Source organism: Pseudomonas sp. NFACC42-2, assembly GCF_900116055.1.
Classification (GTDB): domain Bacteria; phylum Pseudomonadota; class Gammaproteobacteria; order Pseudomonadales; family Pseudomonadaceae; genus Aquipseudomonas; species Aquipseudomonas marginalis.
The window spans coordinates 36,661-63,104 of the sequence record NZ_FOZO01000010.1 but is presented as its reverse complement, the minus strand read 5'-3'; the positions used below and the strand labels follow the sequence as shown (position 1 = coordinate 63,104).

Annotated in this window: 28 protein-coding genes, 5 tRNA genes and 1 pseudogene; 23 read left to right on the top strand and 11 right to left on the bottom strand. The window is 60.6% G+C overall.

What is annotated here, in order from left to right:
- Positions 1–2: 2 nt before the first annotated feature.
- The 3 genes from BM416_RS18780 (at position 3) to thiO (ending at position 2,118) form a co-directional block, all read left to right on the top strand.
- Positions 3–533, top strand: coding sequence for a PilX N-terminal domain-containing pilus assembly protein (locus BM416_RS18780; protein ID WP_092489086.1), 531 nt, complete (start codon positions 3–5; stop codon positions 531–533).
- A gap of 11 nt (positions 534–544) precedes the next feature.
- Complete coding sequence (locus BM416_RS18775; protein ID WP_092489009.1) at positions 545–946, top strand: type IV pilin protein; 402 nt, start codon at positions 545–547, stop codon at positions 944–946.
- A gap of 62 nt (positions 947–1,008) precedes the next feature.
- Positions 1,009–2,118: a glycine oxidase ThiO gene (gene thiO, locus BM416_RS18770; RefSeq protein WP_092489085.1), complete on the top strand. Its 1,110-nt coding sequence runs from the start codon at positions 1,009–1,011 to the stop codon at positions 2,116–2,118.
- Here thiO and BM416_RS18765 read toward each other — a convergent pair.
- Together BM416_RS18765 and BM416_RS18760 are read right to left on the bottom strand one after the other, a co-directional pair.
- Entirely contained in the window at positions 2,105–2,338 is a 234-nt protein-coding gene (locus BM416_RS18765; protein ID WP_027606845.1) for a PP0621 family protein, read from the bottom strand. The genes thiO and BM416_RS18765 overlap by 14 nt on opposite strands.
- A gap of 125 nt (positions 2,339–2,463) precedes the next feature.
- Complete coding sequence (locus BM416_RS18760) at positions 2,464–3,489, bottom strand: outer membrane protein assembly factor BamD (RefSeq protein ID WP_027606844.1); 1,026 nt, start codon at positions 3,487–3,489, stop codon at positions 2,464–2,466.
- A 149-nt stretch (positions 3,490–3,638) separates the two neighbouring features.
- Here BM416_RS18760 and rluD point away from each other — a divergent pair, with 149 nt between their 5' ends.
- From rluD to BM416_RS18725, 7 genes are all read left to right on the top strand, one after another.
- A complete protein-coding gene (gene rluD / locus BM416_RS18755; RefSeq protein WP_027606843.1) occupies positions 3,639–4,601 on the top strand; it encodes a 23S rRNA pseudouridine(1911/1915/1917) synthase RluD in 963 nt (320 codons plus the stop codon).
- Positions 4,598–5,323, top strand: a complete 726-nt coding sequence (gene pgeF, locus BM416_RS18750) for a peptidoglycan editing factor PgeF (protein WP_092489008.1) — start codon at positions 4,598–4,600, stop codon at positions 5,321–5,323. Before rluD ends, pgeF begins: the two co-directional genes overlap by 4 nt.
- Before the next feature lie 146 nt (positions 5,324–5,469).
- Positions 5,470–8,034 (top strand): ATP-dependent chaperone ClpB, encoded by a 2,565-nt coding sequence (clpB, locus tag BM416_RS18745; RefSeq protein ID WP_027606841.1) that lies wholly within the window; start codon positions 5,470–5,472, stop codon positions 8,032–8,034.
- A 303-nt stretch (positions 8,035–8,337) separates the two neighbouring features.
- Positions 8,338–8,413, top strand: a tRNA-Asn gene (locus tag BM416_RS18740).
- 9 nt (positions 8,414–8,422) lie between these two features.
- Positions 8,423–8,499, top strand: a tRNA-Pro gene (locus BM416_RS18735).
- A gap of 5 nt (positions 8,500–8,504) precedes the next feature.
- A tRNA-Lys gene (locus tag BM416_RS18730) sits at positions 8,505–8,580 on the top strand.
- 94 nt (positions 8,581–8,674) lie between these two features.
- Positions 8,675–8,751: transfer RNA gene (locus BM416_RS18725), tRNA-Pro, on the top strand.
- 128 nt (positions 8,752–8,879) lie between these two features.
- On the opposite strand, the gene BM416_RS18720 is transcribed toward BM416_RS18725, so the two are convergent.
- From BM416_RS18720 to BM416_RS18710, 3 genes are read right to left on the bottom strand one after another with little or no spacing between them, the layout of a single operon-like run.
- Entirely contained in the window at positions 8,880–10,178 is a 1,299-nt protein-coding gene (locus BM416_RS18720; protein ID WP_092489007.1) for an NAD(P)/FAD-dependent oxidoreductase, read from the bottom strand.
- Positions 10,179–10,238: 60 nt separating this feature from the next.
- The gene (locus BM416_RS18715; protein WP_016976295.1) at positions 10,239–10,412 is read right to left on the bottom strand and encodes a DUF3094 family protein; all 174 of its coding nucleotides are present in this window, start codon (positions 10,410–10,412) and stop codon (positions 10,239–10,241) included.
- Between the two features lie 53 nt (positions 10,413–10,465).
- Positions 10,466–11,095 (bottom strand): DUF1780 domain-containing protein, encoded by a 630-nt coding sequence (locus BM416_RS18710; RefSeq protein ID WP_027604891.1) that lies wholly within the window; start codon positions 11,093–11,095, stop codon positions 10,466–10,468.
- Between the two features lie 105 nt (positions 11,096–11,200).
- On the opposite strand from BM416_RS18710, the gene BM416_RS18705 reads away from it, so the two are divergent.
- The 3 genes from BM416_RS18705 (at position 11,201) to BM416_RS18695 (ending at position 12,645) form a co-directional block, all read left to right on the top strand.
- Entirely contained in the window at positions 11,201–11,668 is a 468-nt protein-coding gene (locus BM416_RS18705) for an FAD/FMN-containing dehydrogenase (RefSeq protein WP_092489006.1), read from the top strand.
- Positions 11,665–12,354, top strand: coding sequence for an energy-coupling factor ABC transporter permease (locus BM416_RS18700; protein WP_092489005.1), 690 nt, complete (start codon positions 11,665–11,667; stop codon positions 12,352–12,354). Before BM416_RS18705 ends, BM416_RS18700 begins: the two co-directional genes overlap by 4 nt.
- A gap of 75 nt (positions 12,355–12,429) precedes the next feature.
- Positions 12,430–12,645, top strand: coding sequence for a hypothetical protein (locus tag BM416_RS18695; protein WP_003171680.1), 216 nt, complete (start codon positions 12,430–12,432; stop codon positions 12,643–12,645).
- On the opposite strand, the gene yacG is transcribed toward BM416_RS18695, so the two are convergent.
- The 4 genes from yacG to BM416_RS18675 are packed head-to-tail and all read right to left on the bottom strand — an operon-like array spanning position 12,642 to position 15,530.
- Entirely contained in the window at positions 12,642–12,842 is a 201-nt protein-coding gene (gene yacG / locus BM416_RS18690; RefSeq protein ID WP_027604888.1) for a DNA gyrase inhibitor YacG, read from the bottom strand. The genes BM416_RS18695 and yacG overlap by 4 nt on opposite strands.
- The gene (gene coaE / locus BM416_RS18685) at positions 12,839–13,462 is read right to left on the bottom strand and encodes a dephospho-CoA kinase (RefSeq protein WP_092489004.1); all 624 of its coding nucleotides are present in this window, start codon (positions 13,460–13,462) and stop codon (positions 12,839–12,841) included. The genes yacG and coaE overlap by 4 nt, the downstream gene beginning before the upstream one ends.
- Positions 13,459–14,325: a prepilin peptidase gene (locus BM416_RS18680; RefSeq protein ID WP_092489003.1), complete on the bottom strand. Its 867-nt coding sequence runs from the start codon at positions 14,323–14,325 to the stop codon at positions 13,459–13,461. Before BM416_RS18680 ends, coaE begins: the two co-directional genes overlap by 4 nt.
- Positions 14,322–15,530 carry a type II secretion system F family protein gene (locus BM416_RS18675; protein WP_092489002.1) on the bottom strand — a complete coding sequence of 403 codons (1,209 nt, stop codon included), beginning with the start codon at positions 15,528–15,530 and terminating at the stop codon, positions 14,322–14,324. The genes BM416_RS18680 and BM416_RS18675 overlap by 4 nt, the downstream gene beginning before the upstream one ends.
- Before the next feature lie 202 nt (positions 15,531–15,732).
- Between BM416_RS18675 and BM416_RS18670 the strand changes: the two genes are divergently transcribed.
- From BM416_RS18670 to BM416_RS18655, 4 genes are all read left to right on the top strand, one after another.
- Positions 15,733–16,143 (top strand): pilin, encoded by a 411-nt coding sequence (locus BM416_RS18670; RefSeq protein ID WP_092489084.1) that lies wholly within the window; start codon positions 15,733–15,735, stop codon positions 16,141–16,143.
- 35 nt (positions 16,144–16,178) lie between these two features.
- Positions 16,179–17,579, top strand: a complete 1,401-nt coding sequence (locus BM416_RS18665) for an O-antigen ligase family protein (protein WP_092489001.1) — start codon at positions 16,179–16,181, stop codon at positions 17,577–17,579.
- A gap of 48 nt (positions 17,580–17,627) precedes the next feature.
- Positions 17,628–17,700 (top strand) — tRNA-Thr (locus tag BM416_RS18660).
- 150 nt (positions 17,701–17,850) lie between these two features.
- A complete protein-coding gene (locus tag BM416_RS18655) occupies positions 17,851–18,156 on the top strand; it encodes a DUF6388 family protein (RefSeq protein WP_027604882.1) in 306 nt (101 codons plus the stop codon).
- A 74-nt stretch (positions 18,157–18,230) separates the two neighbouring features.
- Here the strand turns inward: BM416_RS18655 and nadC are convergent, their stop codons facing one another.
- A complete protein-coding gene (nadC, locus tag BM416_RS18650) occupies positions 18,231–19,079 on the bottom strand; it encodes a carboxylating nicotinate-nucleotide diphosphorylase (protein WP_027604881.1) in 849 nt (282 codons plus the stop codon).
- A gap of 244 nt (positions 19,080–19,323) precedes the next feature.
- Here nadC and BM416_RS18645 point away from each other — a divergent pair, with 244 nt between their 5' ends.
- From BM416_RS18645 to BM416_RS18625, 6 genes and pseudogenes are all read left to right on the top strand, one after another.
- A complete protein-coding gene (locus BM416_RS18645; RefSeq protein WP_092489000.1) occupies positions 19,324–21,474 on the top strand; it encodes a DUF1631 domain-containing protein in 2,151 nt (716 codons plus the stop codon).
- 61 nt (positions 21,475–21,535) lie between these two features.
- Positions 21,536–22,099, top strand: coding sequence for a 1,6-anhydro-N-acetylmuramyl-L-alanine amidase AmpD (gene ampD / locus BM416_RS18640; protein ID WP_092358802.1), 564 nt, complete (start codon positions 21,536–21,538; stop codon positions 22,097–22,099).
- Positions 22,096–22,932 carry a regulatory signaling modulator protein AmpE gene (ampE, locus tag BM416_RS18635; protein WP_092488999.1) on the top strand — a complete coding sequence of 279 codons (837 nt, stop codon included), beginning with the start codon at positions 22,096–22,098 and terminating at the stop codon, positions 22,930–22,932. Before ampD ends, ampE begins: the two co-directional genes overlap by 4 nt.
- A gap of 233 nt (positions 22,933–23,165) precedes the next feature.
- A pseudogene (locus BM416_RS31240) lies at positions 23,166–24,257 on the top strand (methyl-accepting chemotaxis protein); the annotation flags it as partial.
- On the top strand, positions 24,234–25,163 hold the full coding sequence (locus BM416_RS31235; RefSeq protein ID WP_371856059.1) for a methyl-accepting chemotaxis protein: 930 nt from the start codon (positions 24,234–24,236) through the stop codon (positions 25,161–25,163). The pseudogene BM416_RS31240 and the gene BM416_RS31235, both read left to right, overlap by 24 nt.
- Before the next feature lie 126 nt (positions 25,164–25,289).
- A complete protein-coding gene (locus tag BM416_RS18625) occupies positions 25,290–25,721 on the top strand; it encodes a hypothetical protein (RefSeq protein WP_092488997.1) in 432 nt (143 codons plus the stop codon).
- Here the strand turns inward: BM416_RS18625 and BM416_RS18620 are convergent.
- Positions 25,668–26,444, bottom strand: a complete 777-nt coding sequence (locus BM416_RS18620; RefSeq protein WP_092488996.1) for a TatD family hydrolase — start codon at positions 26,442–26,444, stop codon at positions 25,668–25,670. The two genes, BM416_RS18625 and BM416_RS18620, sit on opposite strands and share 54 nt — an antisense overlap.

The window sequence follows — 26,444 nt, the reverse complement described above, 5'->3', positions numbered from 1 at the left end:
CCATGGTGTTTGCCGGGGGTGTTTCTTCGCGGCAGGGGGGGATGGTCCTGCTGATAAGCCTGGTGTTTTTGCTGTTGTTGTCGTTGATCAGCCTGTCTTCGATACAGGGGGCGGTCACCCAGCAAAAGATCACCGGTAGCCTGTGGCACCGCAACCAGTCGCTGCAAACCGCAGAAAGTGGTTTGAGGCTGGGAGAGCAAGGTGTGAGGCGAAAGGGCGCAGCCTTGCCGCAGTGTCAGTCGATCGCTGCCTGTGGGCCACCGGATGAAGCGTTTTCGGTGGTGGGTGCCGGGCCCCATCCTGTGTCATCGGTTAACTGGGTTGCCATCAAGGGTGGGCTCTACGGTATTCAATCCCTGGGGCCGGGTGTAGGGCTGCCGCATGTGCCGCCGCAAACCCTGGCGACGTTGTACCGGATAACAGCGGTCGGGCTCAGTGGCCAATCGCGCACGGTATTGGAGAGCGTGTATGCGCGGGTGGAGGAGGAGAGTGGCTCGCGATTTCGGCGGGTTTCGTGGCGGCAACTTCAATAAGGAGCAATGGAATGGGCATGGACAGCCAGGGTTTTACCCTGATCGAGCTATTGATCGCCGTAGCGATCATCGCGTTTCTGGCAGGAATCGCTTATCCCGGGTACACCGGCCATGTGAAAAAGGTCTATCGCGCGGAAATCGTCGCGCTGTTGACCGAGCAGGCTCAGCACCTGGAGCGGTTTCATATGAGGAACGGCACTTTTATTGACGCAAGCGGCGTCAGTACGGGCAATGATCGCTATAGAATCACCGCAGCGTTGAACCCTCAGGATTTCTACCTGGTTGCTACACCGGGCGCCGATTCGGTGATGGCCGGCGACCCTTGCGGTGACTTCAGCCTGGACAGCAGCGGTGCGCGTGGCAATCCGGGTGCGGCACCTGAAATGTCGCGCCAGACATGCTGGGGGCAATGATGAGGGTGCTGGATGATTGGGCGCCGGGCGCGTTTATTCCTATTTATCGACTGGATCAAATGATGGCTAAGCAACAGCAAGTGGTGATTGTCGGTGGCGGGGTCATCGGCTTGTTGACGGCGTTCAATCTGGCGACCCAGGGGCAGGCTGTGATCCTGCTGGAGCGTGCCGGTGTGGGGCAGGAGTCGTCATGGGCGGGCGGAGGCATTGTTTCGCCACTGTATCCGTGGCGCTATAGCCCGGCGGTCACAGCGTTGGCCCATTGGTCCCAGGATTTTTATCCGCAACTGGCTGAGCGGCTGTTTGCCGCTACCGGTGTCGACCCGGAGGTCCATACCACGGGGTTGTACTGGCTGGACCTGGACGATGAAGCCGAGGCGCTGGACTGGGCTGCTCGTGAAGGGCGGCCTTTGAGCAAGGTCGATGTGTCTGCCGCCCATGACGCGGTTCCTGTCTTGGGTGGCGGGTATTCCCAGGCGATCTATATGGCCAACGTGGCCAACGTGCGCAACCCGCGCCTGGTCAAATCCCTGAAGGCCGCGCTATTGGCCCTGCCTGCCGTCACCGTTCACGAACAGTGCGCAGTGACTGGTTTTGTTCTGGATGGCGGCAACGTAGTGGGCGTGGATACGGCAGAGGGACCGATTCTGGGGGATCAGGTGGTGCTTGCCGCGGGGGCGTGGAGCGGCGAATTGCTCGGCACACTGGGCTTGGCGCTGCCGGTAGAGCCGGTCAAGGGGCAGATGATTTTGTACAAATGCGCGTCGGACTTCCTGTCGAGCATGGTCCTGGCCAAAGGGCGTTATGCAATCCCTCGACGCGACGGGCACATCCTCATCGGCAGCACGCTGGAACATGAGGGGTTCGACAAGACGCCCACCGACAGCGCGCTGGAAAGCCTCAAGGCCTCGGCTGTGGAACTGATTCCCGCCCTGGCCGACGCCGAAGTGGTGGGGCATTGGGCCGGCTTGCGGCCCGGCTCGCCGGAGGGCATCCCCTATATCGGCCGGGTACCCGGCTTCAACGGGCTGTGGCTCAACTGCGGGCATTACCGCAACGGGTTGGTCCTGGCGCCGGCATCGTGCCAGTTATTTGTCGATTTGCTACTGGAGCGTGCGCCGATCATCGATCCGGCACCCTATGCCCCCGAAGGTCGGATCAACGCTGGATAGACTTCGGTCCTTGCTCCAGATGCGCCTGGGTGCAATACCACTCCTGGCGCGAACTCAGGGCGCGATCCTGCGGCAAGTGCACACCGCAGTGTGCGCAGCGCACCATCAACGCAGCGCCGGGCTCGCTGGTGCGTTGCTGCCTGGCGGTCGGGCTTTTGAATTTGCGCCAGAACCATACCGCGGCAGCAATAACGGCAATCCAGAACAGAAGACGAAGCATGATGGGCGGTTTCTCGATAAGGAATGCGCCAGTTTAGCCAAGGACGTGGCAGGCGCACAGCGCAATAATCCTTGCCCATAAAAAAGGAGCCCCGAAAGGCTCCTTTTTGCGTTGCGTCGACAGGCTCAGTCGAACACACCGAAGGTCATGTAGCTGAACCACGAGCGGTCCTGGTTGTTGCCCAGGGCCTGCGGCTCTTCTTCTTCGATCACGTCGCCGTTCTCGTCGTGCGGCTTGAGGTCCGAAGGAATGGCTTCCTTGGCATCCTGGAACTGCTTGATCACGTCCTGGTTGGCGCGAGTTTCGCCCGGCGGCAACGGCGGACGCGACTCGATCAGGCCCAGGGTGTACTTGCTCAGCCACGAGCGGTTGTCCGCTTCGGCAACCTGAGGCACGAACTGGCCGTCTTTCAGGCTCGGGTGATCAGGGTAGTTGAGCTTCAGGGTTTCCAGGCTGGTGCTGGCCAAGTCGTCCAGGTGCAGGCGCTGGTAAGCTTCGGTCATCACCGCCAGGCCGTCACCCACGGATGGGGTTTCCTGGAAGTTTTCCACGACATAGCGACCACGGTTGGCGGCAGCTACATACGCCTGGCGGGTCAGGTAGTAGTGGGCCACGTGGATTTCGTAGGAAGCCAGCAGGTTGCGCAGGTAGATCATGCGCTGCTTGGCGTCCGGCGCGTAGCGGCTGTTTGGGTAGCGGCTGGTCAACTGGGCGAACTCGTTGTAGGAGTCGCGAGCGGCGCCTGGGTCTCGCTTGGTCATGTCCAGTGGCAGGAAGCGCGCCAGCAGGCCAACATCCTGGTCGAACGAGGTCAGGCCCTTCATGTAGTAGGCGTAGTCCACGTTCGGGTGTTGCGGGTGCAGGCGGATGAAGCGCTCGGCAGCGGACTTGGCAGCCTCCGGCTCGGCGTTCTTGTAGTTGGCGTAGATCAGCTCAAGCTGGGCCTGGTCGGCGTAGCGCCCGAACGGATAGCGCGACTCCAGGGCCTTCAGCTTCGCTGTGGCGCTGGTGTAGCTATTATTGTCCAAGTCTTTCTGTGCCAGTTGGTACAGCTCGACTTCGCTCAGGTTTTCGTCGACGACTTCCTTTGTTGACGAGCAAGCAGCAGTCATGGCGAGGATGGCGATCAGCAGCAGGTGTTTCACTTGCATGGCGGCTTGCGTCCCTATGACGGCCGCTGTCTTGGGCGGGGCCGTCCTGTTATGATGAGCGCCCCGTTGAAAGCCTCGGGGCAAAAGACGCCGTATTTAACCACAAGCGCGCAGCCGAAACCAAAGGCTGTGCCACGCCTAGTCTGAGCATGTCCGATAAAATTGAACTTCGCGCAGAGGTGCCGTCCGAATTGGGCGGCCAACGCCTCGATCAAGTCGCCGCACAATTATTCGCTGAGCACTCGCGCTCGCGCCTTTCCGCCTGGATCAAAGACGGCCGCCTGACTGTGGATGGAGCGGTTATCCGCCCGCGAGACATAGTCCATGGCGGTGCGATTCTTGAGCTGACTGCCGAGCAGGAAGCCCAGGGAGAATGGGTCGCCCAGGACATCGAGCTGGACATCGTCTATGAAGACGACGACATCCTGGTCATCAACAAACCCGCAGGCCTGGTGGTTCACCCGGCGGCCGGGCACGCTGATGGCACCTTGCTCAATGCCCTGTTGCACCACATCCCCGACATCGTCAACGTGCCGCGTTGCGGCATCGTGCACCGTCTGGACAAGGACACCACTGGCTTGATGGTGGTGGCCAAGACCATTCAGGCGCAGACGCAACTGGTTACGCAATTGCAGAGCCGTAGCGTCAGTCGTATCTACGAATGCATCGTGATCGGTGTGGTCGTGGCTGGCGGCAAGATCAATGCCCCGATCGGTCGCCACGGCCAGCAGCGCCAGCGTATGGCGGTGATGGAAGGCGGCAAGCAGGCGGTGAGCCACTACCGCGTGCTGGAGCGTTTCCGTTCCCACACCCATGTGCGGGTCAAGCTGGAAACCGGTCGTACCCACCAGATTCGCGTGCATATGGCCCACATCAACTTCCCGTTGGTGGGCGATCCGGCCTATGGCGGCCGCTTCCGCATTCCGCCTGCGGCGAGCCAGACCATGGTCGAATCGCTCAAGACGTTCCCGCGCCAGGCCTTACATGCACGTTTCCTGGAGCTGGACCATCCGACGAGCGGTAAGCGCATGAGCTGGGAATCGCCACTTCCAGACGATTTTGTCTGGTTGCTGTCGCTGCTCAAGCAGGATCGCGAGGCGTTTGTCGGATGAATGACTGGCTGATTCCTGACTGGCCCGCGCCTGTCGGGGTGAAAGCCTGTGTGACTACCCGTACGGGCGGCGTCAGCCAGGCGCCGTTCGACAGCCTTAACCTGGGCGATCACGTTGAGGACAGCCTTGAGGCCGTCCTTGAGAATCGTCGTCGCCTTACCGAAGCCTTCGATATTCAGCCGGCCTGGCTGCGCCAGGTCCATGGCGTGGATGTGGTCGAGGCCGACCCTGGCCGCACCGCCGAAGCCGACGGTAGCTGGAGCAGCACCCCCGGCATCGCCTGCACCGCGATGACCGCCGATTGCCTGCCTGCGTTGTTCTGCAACCGTGCCGGCACTCGTGTGGCTGCGGCCCATGCCGGTTGGCGTGGGCTGGCGGCGGGCGTGCTGGAGGCAGCCTTCGAAAGCCTCAATGCAGAGCCCTCGGACATCCTGGTATGGCTGGGCCCGGCGATTGGCCCGCAAGCCTTTGAGGTTGGCCCTGAAGTGCGTGAAGCCTTCATGCAGCACCTGCCGACAACTGCCGAAGCCTTTGTACCAAGCCTCAATCCAGGCAAATTCATGGCCGACATCTATCAGTTGGCCCGCCTGCGCCTTGCTGCGCGGGGTGTCACCGCTGTTTATGGTGGTGGCTTCTGCACCGTGAGCGACCCACGCTTCTTTTCGTACCGGCGCAGCCCCCGCACCGGACGTTTTGCCTCCCTTGTCTGGCTTGAACGCTAGACTCTGCTGATCTGGGTCAACGCTGATCCATATCAACCGCCGCTCGCTTGAATCTTCCAGAATCCACCCCATCTATAAGGGTATCTGGCAGGTTTCTTCATTCAGGATGTTTTATAGCTCCGGCCTGCTCAAAAGGAAGGTGACTAATGCGTATTGATCGTTTAACCAGCAAATTGCAGTTGGCCTTATCGGACTCCCAATCCTTGGCGGTGGGTCTTGACCACCCGGCCATTGAGCCTGCGCACTTGATGCAGGCACTCCTGGAACAGCAAGGTGGTTCTATCAAGCCCTTGCTGATGCAGGTGGGCTTTGATGTCAACAGCCTGCGCAAGGAGTTGAGCAAAGAGCTCGACCAACTGCCGAAAATCCAAAACCCTACCGGCGACGTGAATATGTCGCAGGATCTGGCGCGCCTGCTTAACCAGGCCGACCGCCTGGCCCAGCAGAAAGGTGATCAGTTCATCTCCAGCGAACTGGTGCTGCTCGCCGCCATGGACGAGAACAGCAAGCTTGGCAAGTTGTTGCTCGGCCAAGGTGTGAGCAAGAAAGCCCTGGAAAACGCCATCAACAACCTGCGTGGCGGTGATGCGGTTAACGACCCTAACCACGAGGAGTCGCGCCAGGCCCTGGACAAGTACACCGTCGACCTGACCAAGCGTGCCGAAGAGGGCAAGCTTGACCCGGTGATCGGCCGTGACGATGAAATTCGTCGCACCATCCAGGTTCTGCAGCGTCGCACCAAGAACAACCCGGTGTTGATCGGTGAACCTGGCGTGGGTAAAACCGCGATTGCCGAAGGCCTGGCCCAACGCATCATCAATGGTGAAGTGCCGGACGGCCTTAAAGGCAAGCGCCTGCTGTCCCTGGATATGGGGTCATTGATCGCCGGTGCAAAGTTCCGCGGTGAATTCGAAGAGCGCCTGAAATCCCTGCTTAATGAACTGTCGAAGCAGGAAGGGCAGATCATTCTGTTTATCGACGAACTGCACACCATGGTCGGCGCCGGTAAAGGCGAGGGCTCCATGGATGCTGGCAACATGCTCAAGCCCGCCTTGGCGCGGGGTGAACTGCATTGTGTCGGTGCTACCACGCTTAACGAATATCGCCAGTACATTGAGAAAGATGCGGCCCTTGAGCGGCGTTTCCAGAAAGTCCTGGTGGAAGAGCCGAGCGAAGAGGACACCATCGCGATCCTGCGGGGCCTGAAAGAGCGCTACGAGGTCCACCATAAAGTGGCGATCACCGACGGTGCGATCATTGCGGCGGCCAAGTTGAGCCATCGCTACATTACCGACCGTCAATTGCCGGACAAGGCCATCGACTTGATCGACGAAGCGGCCAGCCGCATTCGCATGGAGATCGACTCCAAGCCGGAAGTGCTCGACCGCCTTGATCGTCGCCTGATTCAACTGAAAGTCGAATCCCAGGCCCTCAAGAAAGAAGAGGACGACGCGGCCAAGAAACGCCTGGAAAAACTCCAGGAGGAAATCGTCCGCCTGGAGCGCGAGTATTCGGACCTCGAAGAAATCTGGACCTCGGAAAAAGCCGAAGTACAGGGCTCTGCGCAGATCCAGCAAAAGATCGAGCAGTCGCGCCAGGAGTTGGAAGCCGCACGTCGTAAAGGCGACCTGAACCGCATGGCTGAGTTGCAGTACGGGGTGATCCCGGACCTGGAACGCAGCCTGCAAATGGTCGACCAGCACGGTAAGGCTGAAAATCAGCTGTTGCGCAGCAAGGTGACCGAGGAAGAAATCGCCGAAGTCGTGTCCAAGTGGACCGGCATCCCGGTGTCGAAAATGCTCGAAGGCGAGCGTGACAAGCTGCTGAAGATGGAGCACCTGTTGCACCAGCGCGTGATCGGCCAGGAAGAGGCCGTCGTGGCGGTGTCCAACGCGGTACGGCGTTCCCGCGCCGGCTTGTCCGACCCCAACCGTCCGAGCGGCTCGTTCATGTTCCTCGGCCCGACCGGTGTGGGTAAGACCGAGCTGTGCAAGGCCCTGGCCGAGTTCCTCTTTGATACTGAAGAGGCCATGGTACGGATCGACATGTCCGAGTTCATGGAGAAACATTCGGTGGCTCGCCTGATCGGGGCTCCACCAGGCTATGTGGGCTACGAGGAGGGCGGTTACCTGACCGAGGCCGTGCGGCGTAAGCCTTACTCGGTGATCCTGCTGGATGAGGTCGAGAAGGCTCACCCGGACGTGTTCAATATCTTGCTGCAAGTGTTGGAAGATGGACGACTCACGGACAGCCACGGGCGCACTGTGGACTTCCGCAACACGGTGATCGTGATGACCTCCAACCTGGGCTCTGCGCAGATCCAGGAACTGGTAGGTGATCGTGAGGCCCAGCGTGCTGCTGTAATGGATGCATTGACCACGCACTTCCGCCCGGAATTCATCAACCGGGTCGACGAAGTGGTGATCTTCGAGCCATTGGCGCGGGATCAGATCGCGGGCATCACCGAGATCCAGTTGGGGCGTCTGCGCGGTCGCCTGGCGGAACGCGAGTTGTCGCTGGAGCTGAGCCGCGAGGCGTTGGACAAGCTGATCGCGGTCGGTTACGACCCGGTGTATGGCGCACGGCCTTTGAAACGTGCGATCCAGCGCTGGATCGAGAACCCGCTGGCGCAGTTGATCCTGTCGGGCAGCTTTATGCCGGGCACCAGCGTCGAGGCGACTGTGGAGAACGACGAAATCGTCTTCCACTGAGCCCGGAATGCACTGCAATAAGAGAAGGCCCTGCATCCCAGGGCCTTTTTTTTCGATAGGGCGTTGAACTGTAAGGCAAAGGCTTGTAAAGTGCGCCCCGCAGCAACGTCAGCCCACGGGTTTCTTCTCCCCAAGAAGAAATCAGAAAGAAGCGCAAATCATTGTCTTAAAAGCAATTTAAAGGGTTGACAGGGGTTTTTAAGATTGTAGAATAGCGCGCCTCAGAGACGCTAACGTAGCGATACGGACAGGGTCGAAGAGAAGGTTACACAGCAGTAAAAGTTGTACTTTGAAATATGTAGTTCCGTGATAGCTCAGTCGGTAGAGCAAATGACTGTTAATCATTGGGTCCCAGGTTCGAGTCCTGGTCACGGAGCCAATTTCAAACCGGGGTATAGCGCAGTCCGGTAGCGCGCCTGCTTTGGGAGCAGGATGTCGGGAGTTCGAATCCCCCTACCCCGACCATATTTGGGTCGTTAGCTCAGTTGGTAGAGCAGTTGGCTTTTAACCAATTGGTCGTAGGTTCGAATCCCACACGACCCACCATTTTTGAGACCAGTTAACGCTGGAATCGAATCTTAAGATCAGAGGCCAAAAGCGCTGATCGAAGAAGGCGACTGAAAGGTCGCCTTTTTTTTACCGGGGTATAGCGCAGTCCGGTAGCGCGCCTGCTTTGGGAGCAGGATGTCAGGAGTTCGAATCCCCTTACCCCGACCATATTAAAAATCCTCGTATCGAAAGATGCGGGGATTTTTTTTGCCTGGAATTATCTCAAGTCCAACACACAACCAATGTGGGAGGGAGCAAGCCCCCCACATTGGCCAGTCCCACAAGGGACTCTGTTGTTAGTGAAGCTTCAGGCGTGGTTCAGTCCCGCGTCCGATCTTGCTGCCCAACATCAGCATCGCCGTGCGGAAGAAGCCATACAGCGCCATCTGGTGCATGCGGTACAGCGACACATAGAACATCCGCGCCAGCCAGCCTTCCAGCATCACGCTGCCGGTCAGGTTGCCCATCAGGTTACCCACCGCCGAGAACCGCGACAGCGAGATCAGCGACCCATAGTCGGTGTACTTGTACGCCGGCAGGTCCTTGCCCTCGATACGCAGTTTCAATGACTTGGCCAGCAAGGAGGCCTGTTGGTGCGCGGCCTGGGCCCGTGGCGGCACATTGCGGTCGGTGTCCGGTTGCGGGCACGCGGCGCAGTCGCCAAAGGCGAAGATGTTTTCATCGCGGGTGGTTTGCAGCGTCGGCAGTACTTGCAGTTGATTGATGCGGTTGGTTTCCAGGCCATCGATGTCCTTGAGGAAAGCCGGGGCACGAATCCCGGCGGCCCACACCTTGAGACTGGCAGGAATGACCTGGCCACTGCTGGTGATCAATGCGTCGGCGGTCACTTCGCTGACCGCTGAGTTGGTCAGCACCGTCACCCCGAGCTTTTCCAGGGTTTTATGCACAGGCCCGCCAATCCGCTCCGGCAAGGCAGGCAGTACACGAGGGCCGGCTTCGATCAGGGTGATGTGCATGTTTTCCGGCTTGATGCGATCCAGGCCGTACGCAGCCAGCTCGTGGGCCGCGTTATGCAGCTCTGCGGCCAGCTCGACGCCCGTTGCGCCCGCACCGACGATGGCGACGCTGATCTTTTCCACCACATCGGTCTGCCCGGCATGGGCGCGCAGGTAGTGGTTGAGCAGCTGTTGGTGGAAACGCTCGGCCTGCTTGCGGGTATCGAGGAACAGGCAGTGCTGCGCCGCGCCCTCGGTGCCGAAATCGTTGGTGGTGCTGCCTACCGCAATCACCAGGCTGTCATAGCCCAGCACGCGTGCAGGCACCAGTTCGCGGCCTTCTTCGTCGAGGGTGGCGGCCAGCTGGATTTTCTTCTGCTCACGGTCGAGCCCGCTCATGCGCCCCAGTTGGAACTCGAAGTGGTTCCATTTGGCCTGGGCGACGTAATTGAGTTCGTCTTCCGAAGAGTTCAGTGAGCCGGCAGCGACTTCGTGCAGCAAAGGCTTCCAGATATGGGTGAGGTTGGCGTCCACCAGCGTGATGCTGGCGGTGCCGCGCTTGCCCAGAGTCTTACCCAGGCGGGTAGCCAACTCCAGGCCGCCGGCGCCGCCGCCGACGATAATAATACGATGGGTCATGGGGGTATCTCGCAAGGCTAAAGGAAATCGGAGCAGTTACCCTCGCGAGCGCCAGGCAGCTCATAGCGTCAGGTAACTCAAAAGGCGGCTGAGCAGGCCGAGCCCGATCACCACCACCAGCACCACACCAAGGAGCAGCCACGGCCGGAAAGGCTTGCGCTCGACTCGGTTCTGGGAGAGTTGCAGGTACTCTTCGACATGCTGTTGGTCGTCGGGGTTCAGGCGGCTGGTCATATAAGGCCTCGTCAGGTAGACGTTGCAAAAGGGCGCCACGTTACAGTGGGGGATCAGAGGCTGATGCCCACGTCGAACACTATGCTGCGCCCCAGGTTGTTGCGCAAGAAATCCGGCGCGTCCGGGTGGGCGAACAGCACCCGGGCAAATGTCGGCCCCACCAGCGACAGCGAGCGCCAGCCCTGGCGCAAGTATTCGGTGGGCGGTGGAAAGTGGCTGTTGAGGTCGAGCACTTCGCGCTTGAGGCTGGTGAACGCGACGATATCCAATTCGCCCAGGTCCATCCCGCGCTCTTTGTAGTTATGGGCCTTCTTGCGCAACGTGGGCGCCAGGCGCAGCAGGAATTCATGGGCGGGGATGCGCCGCGGCTTGGCTTCGCGCCGTACCAGCTGGCTCAGGGAGAATGCACTGCGTCGACGCAATAGTTCGTCACGCCATTCGTCGTTCAGGCGGCGCCCTTCATCCAGCACGAAAAACACCTCGAAACTGGCATCGCGAAACAACACATCGGGCGGTTCTTGCCCGGCGGGGTGAAACTCTTCGGCGCGATAGGGCACATTCAAGCCTTGCAACAGGCGCTGGCAGACCCAACGCTCACGCTCCCATTTGCGGGCATTGGACAGGAACGCATTGGCTTGTTCGGCCGCTACGGTGAGCAGGCGCAAGTAATCTGAGTCATCCATGCCTGCAGCTTAGCGTCCAAATGATGACCGCAGGAAGTCCTGCTGCAAAAGCCAGGGTGTAGACTGGCCTTTCAAGCGTAATTCCCCCCATATGAGGAGCGTGCGGTGAAGTGTCTGGTGGTGCTGTTGCTGAGTGTTTTACCGGTATGGGCGCAGGCTGTTGAAGTGGGCGAGCGCCTTGCTCCCTGGACTTTGCTCGATCAATTCGACCAAGCCTATACCCTCGATAACCAGGCACGGATTCTGTTGGTGGCGCGCAGCATGGACGCGGCCAAGCTGGTCGACGCGGCGCTGCAAGGCCAACCTGCAGGCTACCTCGAAGCGCGGCATGCGGTGTTCGTTGCTGACATCCAGCGCATGCCTCGACTGATCGCCAAATTGTTCGCGGTACCGGCCATGCAATCCTACAACTACCGGGTCATGCTGGACCGTGATGCACGTATCGCCCCGCGTTATCCCGCGGCGGCGGATAAAGTGTTGTGGCTGCAGTTGGATAACGGTAAGTTGGTTTCCCAACATGAATACGGCACCGCTGTCGAATTGCGCCAGGCCCTGGAGCAGGTGAAGCCGTGATCAGTGCCGCAGTGCTGGCGCCCACAACCCTCGGCATCGGCTGGCTGTTGTATGCACCTGTACTGCTGTGGGCGATCCTGCGTTCGCCCTGGGTGGAGTTGTTTGCCGACCGGCGGCGCCAGCATTTGCTGTTCGGTACGGTGTTCGCGCTGTTCATGTTGTGGCTGGTAAGACGGGATTTCGACACCGGTGTGTCCTACCACTTTATCGGTATGACCGCCGTAACCCTGCTGTTGGATTGGCCCCTGGCCATAGTCGGTGGTTTTGCCGCCCAGTTCGGGTTAATGCTGCTTGGACGCCAGGACCTGGCAGCCCTTGGCATCAATGGCCTGCTGCTGGTCGTGCTGCCGGTGCTGGTCACCGAGGGCTGTGCGCTTGTGGTCGAGCGAGCGCAGCCACGCAATCCCTTCGTGTATATCTTCTGCTCCGGTTTTTTTGCTGCCGCACTGTCTGCCTTGGTTTGCCTGCTGCTGGGGTTGGGATTGTTGTGGTTCGACGGTCGTTTTGCCATGCCGGAATGGCTGGAGGATTTCGTCGGCTACCTGTGGTTGATCATCTTCCCCGAAGCCTTTATCAACGGCATGGTGATCAGCGCCCTGGTGGTGTTTTGTCCGGAATGGCTGGAGACATTCAACCGCACACGCTACCTCTCGGCACCCTGGAAGGATGACGAATCGCAGCGTTGACCCAGATCAAATCCCGCGCAGCCGAGCAGGCCCATGCTCTGCGAAATTTTCCTAGGCAAGGCGGGAGCACGAATCATGAGTGTGTACGAGTGGGCACGGCAGGAGTTGCGCAGGAGCCAGGATGCGGCACAGGAAATCGGTTTCGACCCGGGCTTGACCCTGCGCGCCATGCTCAGCGCGGTGGTGCAGCAGAGCAAGGGCGTACGCAGCTTCGAAGACCTGGCCGACGAGCTGCAATACCTCGCAGAAAACCTCGACGACCAGCAGGAATACGCCTTTATGCGGCCTTAGTGGCGTGGCGGCAAGTCTTCGGAAAACAGCTCGTCTTCGGCATCCGGCGCCACGGGAATCTTGTGTTCCTCGGCGGCCCACGCGCCCAGGTCGATGAGTTTGCAACGGTCCGAGCAGAACGGCCGGTTGGGGTTGGCTGCATTCCATTCCACGGGTGCACCGCAGGTTGGGCAGTCGACGGTCAAGGGTTGGCTCATGATCGGCCTCCACGCAAAGTAAGGTAAAAGTGGTGCAGTCGCTCGACCTCGCTGTGCAGCCAGGCGAGGTCCTGGTCATTGACCAGCACGTCATCGGCATGGTTCAGGCGGTCTTCACGGCTGGACTGTGCCTTGAGAATTGCCTGAACCTGTTGTTCGCTGATGCCGTCGCGCTGCAGGGTACGCTGAATCTGCAGCGATTGCGGCACGTCGATCACCAGGATGCGCTGGGTCATGCTGTACTGACCGGATTCGATCAGCAGCGGGGACACCAGGATCGCGTAAGGCGAGCGGGCGCGAGCCAGGTGACTGCGAATCTCCTCGCCAATCAACGGGTGCAGCAACGCTTCCAGCCAGCGGCGCTCTTCGGGCACCTCAAAGATCAGCTTGCGCAACGCGGCGCGGTCCAACTGGCCGTCAGGCTGCAATACGCCAGCACCAAAATGCTCGGCGATGCGGGCCAGCGCCGGCCGGCCGGGTTCGACCACCCAGCGCGCGGCGTGATCGGCGTCCACCAGGTCAATGCCCAGGTCGATAAAGTGCTGGGCTGCCGCACTTTTACCGCTGCCGATGCCACCGGTGAGGCCGAGAATCCAAGGTGTTGCAACAGGAGAGGTCATCTGAAACCGACAGACTGCAAATAGAAGTCGGTTATTTGACCACCCCAGAGCAATGCAATCCAGCCGGCAATTGCCAGATACGGACCAAACGGCATCGGCGTGGACGCCAGGGTCTTGCGCAGGCGCATCAGGATCAACCCGACAAACACCCCCACCAGCGACGACATCAACAGTGTCATCGGCAATATCTGCCAGCCGCCCCAGGCGCCGAGCAAGGCCAGTAACTTGAAATCACCGTGGCCCATGCCGTCTTTGCCGGTGGCCAGCTTGAACAGCCAGAACACGCTCCACAGGCTCATATAGCCGATCACGGTGCCCCATAGTGCGTCGGGTAATGTCGTCAGTAATCCGAAGCTGTTGACGATCAGCCCCAGCCACAGCAATGGCAGCACCAGCACATCAGGCAGCAACTGGTGGTCCGCGTCGATCAGGCTCATTGCCAGCAACCCCCAACTCAACACCAGCACCGCTGCGGCCTGCCAGCCAAAGCCGAAATGCCAGGCGACCCAGGCCGAGATCAACCCACAGGCGAGTTCCGTGAAAGGGTAGCGGGGGCTGATGGCTCCCTGGCAATGGGCGCAGCGCCCCCTGAGCATCAGGTAGCTGAGCAGTGGGATATTTTCCCACGGCCGGATGGGATGGTCACAGTGTGGGCAGCATGAGTTGGGGTGCATCAGGTTGTAGGTCGGCCCGCCAGGTTCGGCAGGCAAACCGAGCACTTCATGGGCCTGGGCACGCCATTCCCGTTCGAGCATTTTTGGCAGGCGCCAGACCAGCACGTTGAGGAAACTGCCGACGATCAGCCCCAGTACCAGCGCGATGGTGACAAAGGCCAATGGGTGCTCGTTCAGCAGCAGGCTCAAAATGCACTCCCCAGCTGGAAGACCGGCAGGTACATGGCGATGACCAGCGCGCCGACGATGCCCCCCAGCACCACCATGATCAATGGCTCCATCAGGCTGGTGAGGTTGTCGACCTGGTTGTCCACGTCAGCCTCATAGTGGTTGGCGACCTTTTCCAGCATGTGTTCCAGGGTGCCCGACTCTTCGCCGATCGCCGTCAGTTGGATTGCCATGCCGGGAAACAGGCCGCTGTTGAGCATGGATTGATTCAGTTGCATGCCGTTGGATACATCGTGACGCATATGTTCGATTGCCTGTTTGAACGGGTCGTTTCCCACGGCGCCGGCGACTGAATCCAATGCCTGGACCAGTGGAACACCGGCGGCGAAGGTCGTGGAGAGCGTGCGGGCGTAGCGGGCCACGGCGGATTTTGTCAGCAGTTTGCCTGCCAGGGGCGCTTTCAACAAACCTGTGTCCAGCCAGTAGCGAAAGCCCGACGAAGCCCGATAGGCCTGGCGCAGCCCAGCGGCTCCCGCGACTATGCCCAATACCAGCATCCACCATGCGTGCTGCATGAACGCCGACAGGGCGATCACGTGCAAGGTAAATGCCGGCAGTTTGCCGTCGACTCCGGCGAACAGGGCCTGGAACTGCGGTACCACGTGGACCAGCAGTATGCCGGTGACCAGGCTGGCAACCACCAGGACAGCAATGGGGTAGGTCATGGCCTTTTTGATCCTGGCCTTGAGCTGTTCACTCTTTTCCCGGTGGATCGCCACCCTTTCCAGCAGTGTCTCAAGCGCCCCGGCCTGTTCGCCGGCGGCCACCAGGTTGCAGTACAGCTCATCGAAATAACGCGGTTGTTTGCGTAATGCCTCAGCCAGGCTACTGCCGGCGGCGATCGCCTGTTTAAGTCCCAGCACCTGCTCACGCACAGCGCGATTGTCGACGCCTTCGCTGATGATGTCGAAGGCTTGCAGGAGTGGAACCCCAGCCTTCAGCAGCGTAGCCAGTTGACGCGTGAACAGCGTGATGTCAGTCGCTTTGACTGATGGGGTGAGGCTTGGCAGGAGCGGGGATTGCTTGCGCACACGACCGGGGCTGATCCCTTGCTGGCGCAGTTGTGCCTTGACCAGGGCTGCGTTGTGCCCCTTGGTTTGCCCGGACACCCTGCGCCCTTTGCGGTTGATGCCTTCCCAGGCGTAAGTCGTTGAAGCGTTGTCCATGTCGCGGTTCCGCATACAGGCTGTCGAAGATTTATAGCTTAGTCAGGTGACGGATTCGGGCATGCCGATGGCGCAGGATAAAAATGTCAGAATGTGCGTCTTGAGCGCGATTGGCCGCTTGCGGGTGAGTACACTGGCGCCGTTGCAAAAACGGGGTGCAGGACGCGCCTTGTCATGAGTTCTATTCGGGAGAGTGAATGTGATACGTCAGAAAGGCTTTACCTTGATCGAGTTGTTGATCGTCGTGGCAATCATCGGCATTTTGGCCACCATCGGCCTGCCCATGTACACCACCCACCAGGCCAAGGCCAAGTTCACTGCCGGCCTGGCCGAAATTGCCGCGTTGAAGGCCGGTTACGAAGACACCATCAACCAGGGCACCGTACCTACCGTGGCCTTGATCGGCGGCACCAGCCCTACGGCCAACTGCAAGATCGATGTGGCAGGCGATGTGGCCACGGGGGCGGGCTCCATCAGCTGTGAAATACTCGACGCACCGGCACCGGTGCTGGGCAAGACCATCACCCTGGTCCGCAGCGCCGCCGGCTGGAAGTGCGCGACGACCGCTGAAGCGAAATATGCCGGCAAGGGCTGCGGCGCCGACGGGGCATAACTGCTAAACCATCCACAGGGAAGTAGAGGTGGCCGATGGTGTTATCCGTACAGCAGCGAGGCGGTGTTTTCCTGGTAGCAGCGGTGTGCCTGTTGAGTGTCGGGATTTGTGCGCCGTTCGGCGGGCATGATCTACAGCGTGTCATGCAAATTGCCATCGGGTTTTGCGCGGTGCTGTATGGGTTATCGGTTACTTCCACTGAACCTTGGGTAGACAGGCCCACTGCCTGGGGCGTGGTGCTGGTTGTGGGGCTGGGCGTGCTGTCGTCGGCGCTGGCCCATCAGCCGCTGTGGGCGCTTACCGAAGTGGCGCTGTTTGTCAGCTGCGCGGCGATTGCCGTCGCCTTTGCCCTGGTTCGTCGTCACGGCGGCGAGCCTTTGGATCGCGTGCTGATCCTGGTTGTGGTGTTGCTGTGCCTGATCAAGTCGCTCCAGTATCTGTATGCCGGTACGCTGGCGTTCACCAGCGGCGAGCGCATACTGGATCCTGACCGACTGCTCTCCGGCTTTTCCAACAAGCGTTTCTACGGACAGTTTCAGACATTTACCTTGCCATTGCTGGCGCTGCCTTTGCTGATACCCAATGTCTCCCGCGCCTTGCGGGGGATGGTGTTTGCGTTGCTGTGTGTCTGGTGGCTGATAGCAATCAGCGGCGGTACGCGGGGTACCTGGCTTGGCATGGGCGTGGCGGGCGTGGTGTTGGCGCTGCTTGGGCCATGGGGGCGTCGCTGGCTGGGCTGGCAATTGGTCGCGGTGTCGGTTGGGCTGTTGCTGTATTGGCTGATATTCACGGGGCTGGCGGGTTACCTGGGGATTGAGCTCACCAGTGATGCCGCAGATCGCCTCACCACCTCGCTGTCGGGACGGGGCCCGATCTGGTGGCAGGCGTGGCATATGCTCGTCGAGCGACCGTGGCTTGGTTACGGACCGATGCATTTTGCCGATATTGCCAACAGGATTGCCGCTCATCCCCATCAGGCGATTCTGCAATGGGCCAGCGAATGGGGTGTGCCCTCGGCGCTGTGCGTGGCGGTGTTGGCATGGCGAGGCGGCTGGACCACCTTGGCTGTGCTGCGCGAGCGAGCGCTGTCCGCCGCGCGGGTTGACCTGCTGCGCTTGTGCCTGTTTGCGGCGTTGGTGGGGGCGCTGGTGCAGTCCATGGTCGATGGCGTGATCGTGATGCCCAACTCCCAGGTCTGGTTGGCGCTGGTGGTGGGCTGGCTGATGGCGCTGCATGAGTTGCGCGTGCCAGCAAGCGCTGCGCTGCCGTTGGCGCGGAACCTATGGAAAGCCTTGGGTGTGTTGGCCGTTGGTCTGTTGGTATTTATCGCGGTGCGTGATGTGCCTCACCTCCAACAAGCCCAGCAGCAGTACCAGGACCGCAAAGGTAATTACCTGCAACCACGCTTCTGGGCTCAGGGGGTGATTGTCCGTTGAAGGGTGCAAGTTGCCGGACGCCCAATGCGGTGCTAGCTTTAGCCCACCGCCCGTGTAGCTCAGTTGGTAGAGCAGCGCACTCGTAACGCGAAGGTCGCAGGTTCGATTCCTGTCTCGGGCAAAAAGGCAATACCGCTTCAAAGGCAATGTTTTCAGATGATCCCAGAATGGTTCTGAAGGCCAGACGAGTTGGCACGTGTGCCCGCTCTTTTGTATCTGCGCAACCTTGATGACCCAGATGCATCCCCATTCCTCGATCTAAGAGAACGACATGACCACGACTGAAATGACCCAGGAAGTTCGGCATCAAGCAGCCCTCGAAAAATACCTTGAGGAATCGCCGCAGCTCAAAGAAGAGATCAAGGACCTGAGCGCCGATGATCAGCGCGACCAGATCCAGTGGGCGTTTGAGGACGAGGCCGAGAGCCAGGGCTTCCAGCCTTGGGAACTGACCCTCAAGTACACCTCGACGCCGGAAGAGTTCGAAGCGGCACGGTTGGCCTTGCACAAAGAGGCGGCCGAGGTGCTGGGTGTCGAATGGGAAGAGTATTGCGAGATGAATGACCTGGTCGTTTAGACGCTGCTGCAAGTTTCAAGCTGCAAGTTGGAACGCAGCCCTCTTGCAGCTTGAAGCTCACCGCTTGCCTCTCCTCAGATACTGAGGCGCATCGACAAATCCACCGCCTTCACATCCTTGGTCATCGCACCAATGGAGATGTAGTCCACCCCCGTCTCCGCGATAGGCAGCAGGGTGCTTTCATTGATCCCGCCGCTGGCTTCCAGCTTGGCCTTGCCGCCGTTCAGGCGCACGGCTTCACGCATATCTTCCAGGCTCAATTCGTCGAGCATGACGATGTCGGCGCCCGCCGCCAGCGCTTCGCGCAGTTCGTCCAGGCTCTCCACTTCGATTTCCACCGGCTTGCCGGGTGCAATCTTGTGGGCGGCGCTGATGGCTTGGGCAATCCCGCCGCTGGCAGCGATGTGGTTTTCCTTGATCAGGAACGCGTCATACAAACCGATACGGTGGTTGTGGCAGCCACCGCAGGTCACCGCGTATTTCTGCGCCAGGCGCAGGCCGGGCAGGGTTTTTCGAGTGTCCAGCAGCTTGACCTGGGTGCTGGCGACAAAATCCGCCAGGAACCGGGCGCGGGTGGCGACCCCGGACAGCAACTGCAGGAAGTTCAGGGCAGAGCGCTCGCCACTGAGCAGCGAACGCGCCGGCCCCTCCAGATGGAACAGTGCCTGGTTGGGGCTGACACGTTCGCCGTCGGCCACCTGCCAGTGCACGGCGACCCGTGGGTCCAGTTGGCGGAATACGGCATCCACCCACGCAGTGCCGGCGATGACGGCGGCGTCGCGGGTAATGATGGTGGCCGTGGCCAGCCGTTCGGCCGGGATCAACTGTGCGGTGATGTCGCCGCTGCCGATGTCTTCCAGGAGTGCGCGGCGCACGTTGGCTTCGATTTCGGCGGTGAGGTCGGCAAGACGGAGGTTCGGCATAACAGGCTCCACAAACAAAGTGTCCCGATTATAGGGGCAGCGTGCGTTTGAACCCAGGCTCACCACTCATTTACAGCGCAATGTCAGAGTTTGCTGGCGCAAGGGCACTCATTTGCAAGATAATCTCGCGCCTTGCAATTGGCGTCATAGCTTTGACGTCCTGGTGATAACCGGTTATCCACAGCCTTATTGGGCCTGTACCCGATCTTTCCCCAACGCTTTACCGCCGTTTCAGGAGGCCAGGATGCACAATGACGGAAAGGTGGTGCCAATCAACAAGGCACAAGCCACGCCATCGCCGCTCGCGCGCCTGCCGGTGGTGGTGCTGCAGGTTCGCGACAAGGCGGCGCAGCAGTTGCAGCAGGGTTTACAGGAATTGTTCGATAACGCCGACGACACCTTGTTCGAAATGGCCGACAAGGCCCGCAGCAACGTGGACCACCATATCTTCTTTGAAGCCATGCGCGACCTGCGCCTCAAGCGCAAGAATTTCGAGCGCGTGTTCATGGAGCGGCTGTTCGAAGCCTTTGGCAACCTGGGGCTGGCGGGCCGTGGTGAACTTCAGTTGGTGCCGGTGGTGTCCTATGACGCGGCCTCAGGCACGTCCAAGGATGACCTGGAAAAAGCCGTCGCGCTTGAGGCCATGCTGGGCCGGGTGCGCCACCGCGACGGCCTGGCGCTGGCGCAACTCACGGCACGCTTGAGTGCCTTGCTCGGCAATCGCCTGGACGACAGTGAGAACCCCCTGGGTCCGGCGCTGCTGTGCGAGTTTTTCCTGCGTGCCGGGCGTAGCCTGGGCGTGGAGATCCGCGTCAAGCTGATCATGCTCAAGCTGTTTGAAAAGTACGTACTCAGTGATGCTGACCAACTGTACGGTGAAGCCAATCAGCTGCTGGTCGCGACCGGCGTGTTGCCGGAACTCAAGGCCGCGCCGTCCCGCCGCCCCTGTGGCCGTGCCGCCCGTGATCATCAGCGTGAAGAGGTATTGCCGAGCACCGACCAACACGTCGACGAAAATGGCCAGCAAGCCTTCAGCGCCTTGCAGGCGTTGTTGACCGTCGTGCGCGGTAGCGTGTCGCCTACCCTTGAAGCCAGTGCCGAACCCCAGCCCATCGCCACCCGCGATCTGCTGCGGCTGTTATCCCATTTGCAGCAGTACGTCCCGGAGCCGGAAGCCGAGGATGATTTCGACCTGCGTAACCAGCTCGAGCAGTTGCTCACCCGTGTCAGCGTCAAGAGTGGCAAGTCGCGGGTGGTGGAGGATGCGGATGAAGATGTGATCAACCTGATCGCCCTGCTGTTCGAATTCATCCTCAATGACCGCGCAGTGCCGGACGCCTTCAAGGCCTTGATCGGCCGCCTGCAGATCCCGATGCTGAAAGTGGCGGTGCTGGACAAGAGCTTTTTCAGTCGCCCCGGTCATCCGGCTCGGCGCCTGTTGAATGAAATCGCTACCACCGCCATGGGCTGGAGCCCGGTCGATGACTTCCAGCGCGACAGCCTGTACCTGCGCATAGAGCAGGTGGTTCAGCGTTTACTCAATGAGTTTGTTGAAGATCCGGCGATTTTTTCCCAATTGCTGACTGAATTCACTGCGTTCACTGCCGATGAGCGTCGTCGCAGCGAATTGCTTGAACAGCACACCCGCCATGCTGAAGAAGGGCGCGTGCGCACAGAAGCGGCGCGGGCACGGGTGGCCGAGGTACTGAATCGACGGATGCTGGGCAAGGTTTTACCGCAGGCAGTGGTGCAGTTCCTGCAACAGGCCTGGAGCCAGGTGCTGTTGCTGGCCAGCCTCAAGCACGGCGAGCAGTCGGTGCAATGGCAAGCAGGGCTGCGCACCATGGATGAGCTGATCTGGAGTGTCAGCCTGCCGGCAGACACTGAAGCCGGGGTGCACTTGCTGGAGCAGTTGCCCGGGTTGCTCAAGGCACTGCGCGACGGGTTGACCAGCGCTGCATTCGACCCCTTCAGCACCCGTGATTTTTTTGTGCGCTTGCAGACCCTGCATGTCCGGCCGCCCGAGGGTGGCGATGGATGGCTCGAAGTGCGTGAACCCTTTGTGTTCAGCGTACTGCCGCTGGATCCCGTCGAGGGCCTGCCGGAGGATGATCCGGACCTGGCCAAGGTGCACCAATTGCGAGTCGGTGACTGGGTCGTGTTCCAGCAGGGCCAGGCAGGCACCCTGCGGTGCAAGCTGACGGCGATCATGGCGCCGGCCAACACCTATATTTTCGTCGGCCGTACCGGGCTCAAGGTCCTGGAGAAAAGTGCCGGCCAACTGGCGATGGCATTCAAGCGTGGCGCGCTGCATAACCTGGACGATGAGCCGTTGTTCGAGCGGGCGCTGGCGGCGGTGGTGGGCAAGCTGCGTCAACTCAATCGCGGCAAGTGATCGCAACCACGGGGTCGAACGCGGCATACTGGTCACACTTAGTCACGTTCAAGGATCCTGTATGCAGTTGGACCCCGCCAGCGGCTGGTGCCAGGGCATTCGCCATTGCCCTTCACCCAACTTCAACGAGCGCCCGGCAGGCGAAATCTCACTGTTGGTGGTGCATAACATCAGCCTGCCACCCGCGCAGTTCGCTACCGGCAAAGTGCAGGAGTTTTTCCAGAATCGCCTGGACGTCACGGAACATCCCTACTTTGAAGGGATTGCCGACCTACGGGTGTCTGCGCATTTTCTGATTGAGCGCGATGGCACCGTGACGCAGTTTGTGTCCTGCATAGACCGGGCCTGGCATGCCGGGGTTTCGTGTTTCGAAGGGCGTGAGACGTGCAATGACTTTTCCCTGGGCATAGAGCTTGAAGGTACGGATGATTTGCCGTTCACCAACCCCCAGTATGTGTCGCTGATCGATCTGACACGGCAGTTGCTGGCAGCTTATCCAGGTATTACGCCGCAGCGTATCTGCGGCCATAGCGATATCGCTCCGGGGCGTAAGACCGATCCCGGCCCCGCTTTTGATTGGGTGCGCTTTCGCAGCGCCCTGCAGGATGGAGGACACGCACGATGAGTTTTCTGGTGTTGGTGCTGGCCGTGTGGATCGAGAAGTTCTCGGCCCTGCGCCAGCGGTTGCAGCGTGATGGCGGCTGGTTGCGCGAATTGGCCAAATTGGAGTCGAGCCCGCGCATGGGCAAGCAGCCGTGGCTGATTCTGGTCCTGCTGGTGTTGCTGCCGGTGGCGTTGCTGGCGTTGTTGCTGCTGGTGCTGGAACCGGTGGCCTATGGTTTGTTGGCGCTGCCGGTGCACTTGCTGGTGGTGATCTACAGCCTGGGCCGTGGCGATCTATTGGCTGGGCTGGGGCCGTTTCGCGATGCCTGGCGCCGTGGTGACCTGCAGGCGGCCGAACATGTGGCCGAGCGCGACCTGAAGCTGGGCGCCGACAGCGGCGAGCAACTGCTGGAGCGCGTCCAGGGCCATCTGTTGTGGCAGGCCTACCAGAGCTTCTTTGCCGTGATTTTCTGGTACTTCCTGTTGGGGCCGGTCGCCGCGCTGGCCTATCGACTGCTGGCGCTCGCCAGTGAGCATAGCCACAACCCTCTGGTGGCCGAGCGCGCCGGGCAATTGCGTCACGCGTTCGACTGGCTGCCGGTGCGCCTGCTGGCGGCCAGCTTTGCGCTGGTGGGCAACTTCGTCGCGGTCAGTCGTGTCATGCTCCACGAGTTGCTGAGCTGGGACATCAGCGCCGCGCAACTGGTGGAAAAAGTCGGCCTGGTCGCCGCTGAAATCCCGCCTCCGGCCGTGGGTGCAGACGGTATCAACAGCCTGGATCGCCTGTGGGAACTGCTGCTGCGTGCGGCGGTGCTGTGGTATGCCGGTTTCGCCATTTGGACCGTGTTGCCTTGACTCCTGTGCTGAGCGGGCTTGTCGAATCGTCGCACCGCCCGCGCCGGGCCGCGTAGCAGCCCGCTGCAATCCTCGTCCGTTAACTTTACGTTACAAAACTCCCTTTCAAATTGAGCTATACAGACAGAGCGCCAAATAGTGGCTTTCTGCCGCCGCCCTGCGCCCGAATAAAAATAAAACAAAGAAAAGGGAGGTCACCTGTGAAGAGCTTGCTCTATCCCGCCGTCGCGCTGATGAACCGTCTGAGCTTCGGCATGAAGTTCAGCCTGATCAGCGTGCTGTTCCTGCTGCCGATGCTGGCTACCAACTATTACCTGGTGCGTGATTCCTGGCGCGAATTCCAGGGCACCCGTGTCGAGCTGCAAAGCCTGGATTTGCTCGGCAGCAGCCTGGTCCTGCGCCGTGACCTGGAAACCCTGAATAACCAGGTGCAGATCAACGCAATACTTGGCCAGTCCGGCAAGGCCGCTGACCTTGAGGGCAAGATCAGCGCCCTGGAGCAGAGCGTGCTCGCCCGCCTGCAAGGCCTCACCCCGATGGCTGCCGAACCTGAGCAAATCGCTGCCTTTGAAGGTAAGCGTGACGAACTGATCACCGCCTTCCAGGCCCAGCAACAGGAAAGCTCGCTGCAGAGCAAAAGTGCGTTGATCGGCAAGTTGCTCAACAAGGCCCAGATGCTCAGCCAGATCATTGCCAGCCAGTCTGGCTTGAGCCGCGACCCCCAGAGTGACTTGCGCCAACTCAGCGAGCTGATCACCAGTGTCACCCCGCAGGTCACCCAGACCTTGGGAGAAGGCCGGGCGATGGGGGCCTACTCCCTGGGCCAGGGTTTTCTCAACTCATCTTCCAGTACCCGCTTCGACGAACTGCTGCAACAGTTGGAAAAGCTCCAGGCCGAATACGCCTTGAAATTGCAGGATGTCCTGGGCTCCAGCAACGCCGCGCACGCGGCGCTCGACAGCCTGGCCAAGGCCAGCAATACCAGCCTCAAGCACGGCAGTGAATTGTTCGAAGAGCAGGTGGTGATGGCCGAAACCCTTGATGCGCCCTGGCAGGGTTTCTATGACAGCGTCAGCCAATTGATGGAGCACACCTATCAGCTCGATGACGCCACCCTGATGTTCCTCGGGCAGCAGCTGGAGCAGCGCCTGGCGCAGAACCGTACGCACATGGTGGTGCTGGTCTCGGCGCTGACGGCAGTGTTTTTGCTGATCTTCTACCTGTATGCGGGGTTCTACGCGTCTACGCGCACCACGTTACGGCGCCTGGGGGCGATGATGGACAAGGTGGCCGCCGGCGACATGACCGTTACCTTTGTTGCCCAAAGCCGCGATGAGTTGGGCGACCTGGGCCAAGTGTTCAACGGCACCGTGGCGAAAATCCATGATTTGATCGAGCGCGTCGGGCATACCGTCAGCCAGGTCGAATTACAGGCCGGCCAAGTGGAAACGGTCTCGGCCCGGAGCAATCAGGCGGTCTCTGGCCAGCGCATGCAGATTGAGCAGGTGGCGACGGCCATGAACCAAATGTCTTCCACCGCCCAGGAAGTGGCGCGCAGTGCCGCGGCGGCGGTCAGCAGCGCCCACAGCGTCAACGATGAAACCGTCAATGGCCGCGGCCTGGTGCAATCCCAGCAGGACAGCATTGGGCGGCTGGCCTCGGAGATCGACCAGTCGGTAAGGGTGATCAACCAGTTGGCCACCGACAGCCAGTCCATCAGCAGCGTCCTGGAGGTGATCAAGAGCATCGCCGAGCAAACCAACCTGCTGGCGCTCAATGCGGCCATCGAGGCCGCACGGGCCGGTGAGCAGGGACGCGGCTTTGCCGTGGTGGCCGACGAGGTGCGAACCCTGGCCCGGCGGACCCAGCATTCCACCGAAGAAATCGAACACATGATCAGCCGCCTGCACAGCGGCGTGGCGGCGGCCGTGAAGGCCATGGGCACCAGCCATGAAATGGCCAGCGGCACCGTGGAACAGTCGGACAAGGTCCAGCAAGCCCTGGAAAATATCCTCGGTGCCGTGGGCATGATCGTCGATCAGAATCAGCAGATCGCCGCGGCGGTGGAGCAGCAGACCGCCGTCGCCCATGACATCGACCAGAATATCGTCGAAATCAATCGTGCCGGCGAGCATGCTGCCCAAGGCGCGCATCAGACTGAAGCGGCGAGCCGGCAGCTGTCGATACAGGTGATCGAGTTGAAACAACTGATCGGGGCCTTTCGTGTGTAAGGCGATGGCGTAGGATTGGTCTTGGGTTGGTGTAGTGCCTGTCCTGATTTCCTGGAGTGCCTTTTTTGCGCGGGTGAATGAGTGAAGATTTGTGTCACTCAATCAAGGTCCAAGGGAGGCATGACAATGACCACTGCAGTCGGCGTCAAGGGGCACTGCGCCCATTGCGACATCACGTTCGAACTCAAGCCTTGGCAGTTGAATGCCATCGCCATTGAAGAACCCTTTGATTGCCCGTATTGCCAGCGCGTCCTGGAGTTGAACTGCCCCCGGCAGTTGCGACATTTCAAGGCGCTGGACCACTGGGCGCTGGTACGCCCGAGCATGGCCGTGCTGACCTGCGTGGTGCTGATCGTGGCGCTGGTGACGGAGTGGATTGGCCTGATCAGTGTGGTCGGGCAGCTCAACGTGTCATTGGTGGTGCTGCTGGTGCACTTCCTGGTGCTGCGCTATGTCCGCCATCGGCAGCGCATGACCTTGAACCTGCAAGCGGTGACCCCGGTACTACCAATTGAACAGCTCGCACGCATTGCGTGTGCTCGCCTCGGCCAACGCTAGGGGGCTGGTGCCCATGCGCTCGGCCAGGGCAGTGCAGATCGCCGGCAGGTGCTGCGGGCTGTTGCGTTGGCCCGGGTACATGGCCGGCGCCATGTCGGGGGCGTCGGTTTCCAGTACGACCGCGTTCAGCGGCAGCTGTGCCAGCACTTTATGCATGCGCAGGGCCTGGGGCCATGTGGCTGCGCCGCCCAGGCCGAGCTTGAATCCGAGCTTGATGTATTCATGGGCTTCTTCCCGGCTGCCGGCAAACGCGTGGATGATGCCGCCCCGTGGCAGGCGGATGCGCTTGAGCGTGGCGATCACGGCCGCGTGGCTGCGGCGTACGTGGAGCAGCGCCGGCAGTTGGAAGTCCACCGCCAGTTTGAGCTGGGCTTCGAACAGGCCCTGCTGGCCTTCGCGATCCAGCTGTTCGAGAAAGTAATCCAGGCCGATCTCACCTACCGCGCAGAGCTGTCGATGGCCGCGCAGGCGGGTCAACCAGTCGCCCAACTCCATCAGGTCGGCGGGCTTGTGCTCATCGAGGTACACCGGATGCAGGCCAAAGGCCGCGAACAAACCGGCATCCGCCCGCACCAGATCCCACAGCCGCTGCCAGTTCTGCTGATACACCCCCAGCACCACCATGCGCCGCACGCCCAACTCACGGCTGTGGGCGAGGACTTCCCGGCGATCGCTGTCGAAGTCCGGGAAGTCCAGGTGGGTGTGGGTGTCGATCAGCTCCAC

Bases quoted from the DNA above. Each gene is read 5' to 3' on its own strand.
- BM416_RS18780 (WP_092489086.1), top strand. From the start codon at position 3: ATGGTGTTTGCCGGGGGTGTTTCTTCGCGGCAGGGGGGGATGGTCCTG.
- BM416_RS18775 (WP_092489009.1), top strand. From the start codon at position 545: ATGGGCATGGACAGCCAGGGTTTTACCCTGATCGAGCTATTGATCGCC.
- thiO (WP_092489085.1), top strand. From the start codon at position 1,009: ATGGCTAAGCAACAGCAAGTGGTGATTGTCGGTGGCGGGGTCATCGGC.
- BM416_RS18765 (WP_027606845.1), bottom strand. From the start codon at position 2,338: ATGCTTCGTCTTCTGTTCTGGATTGCCGTTATTGCTGCCGCGGTATGG.
- BM416_RS18760 (WP_027606844.1), bottom strand. From the start codon at position 3,489: ATGCAAGTGAAACACCTGCTGCTGATCGCCATCCTCGCCATGACTGCT.
- rluD (WP_027606843.1), top strand. From the start codon at position 3,639: ATGTCCGATAAAATTGAACTTCGCGCAGAGGTGCCGTCCGAATTGGGC.
- pgeF (WP_092489008.1), top strand. From the start codon at position 4,598: ATGAATGACTGGCTGATTCCTGACTGGCCCGCGCCTGTCGGGGTGAAA.
- clpB (WP_027606841.1), top strand. From the start codon at position 5,470: ATGCGTATTGATCGTTTAACCAGCAAATTGCAGTTGGCCTTATCGGAC.
- BM416_RS18720 (WP_092489007.1), bottom strand. From the start codon at position 10,178: ATGACCCATCGTATTATTATCGTCGGCGGCGGCGCCGGCGGCCTGGAG.
- BM416_RS18715 (WP_016976295.1), bottom strand. From the start codon at position 10,412: ATGACCAGCCGCCTGAACCCCGACGACCAACAGCATGTCGAAGAGTAC.
- BM416_RS18710 (WP_027604891.1), bottom strand. From the start codon at position 11,095: ATGGATGACTCAGATTACTTGCGCCTGCTCACCGTAGCGGCCGAACAA.
- BM416_RS18695 (WP_003171680.1), top strand. From the start codon at position 12,430: ATGAGTGTGTACGAGTGGGCACGGCAGGAGTTGCGCAGGAGCCAGGAT.
- yacG (WP_027604888.1), bottom strand. From the start codon at position 12,842: ATGAGCCAACCCTTGACCGTCGACTGCCCAACCTGCGGTGCACCCGTG.
- coaE (WP_092489004.1), bottom strand. From the start codon at position 13,462: ATGACCTCTCCTGTTGCAACACCTTGGATTCTCGGCCTCACCGGTGGC.
- BM416_RS18675 (WP_092489002.1), bottom strand. From the start codon at position 15,530: ATGGACAACGCTTCAACGACTTACGCCTGGGAAGGCATCAACCGCAAA.
- BM416_RS18665 (WP_092489001.1), top strand. From the start codon at position 16,179: ATGGTGTTATCCGTACAGCAGCGAGGCGGTGTTTTCCTGGTAGCAGCG.
- BM416_RS18655 (WP_027604882.1), top strand. From the start codon at position 17,851: ATGACCACGACTGAAATGACCCAGGAAGTTCGGCATCAAGCAGCCCTC.
- nadC (WP_027604881.1), bottom strand. From the start codon at position 19,079: ATGCCGAACCTCCGTCTTGCCGACCTCACCGCCGAAATCGAAGCCAAC.
- BM416_RS18645 (WP_092489000.1), top strand. From the start codon at position 19,324: ATGCACAATGACGGAAAGGTGGTGCCAATCAACAAGGCACAAGCCACG.
- ampD (WP_092358802.1), top strand. From the start codon at position 21,536: ATGCAGTTGGACCCCGCCAGCGGCTGGTGCCAGGGCATTCGCCATTGC.
- ampE (WP_092488999.1), top strand. From the start codon at position 22,096: ATGAGTTTTCTGGTGTTGGTGCTGGCCGTGTGGATCGAGAAGTTCTCG.
- BM416_RS31235 (WP_371856059.1), top strand. From the start codon at position 24,234: ATGACCGTTACCTTTGTTGCCCAAAGCCGCGATGAGTTGGGCGACCTG.
- BM416_RS18625 (WP_092488997.1), top strand. From the start codon at position 25,290: ATGACCACTGCAGTCGGCGTCAAGGGGCACTGCGCCCATTGCGACATC.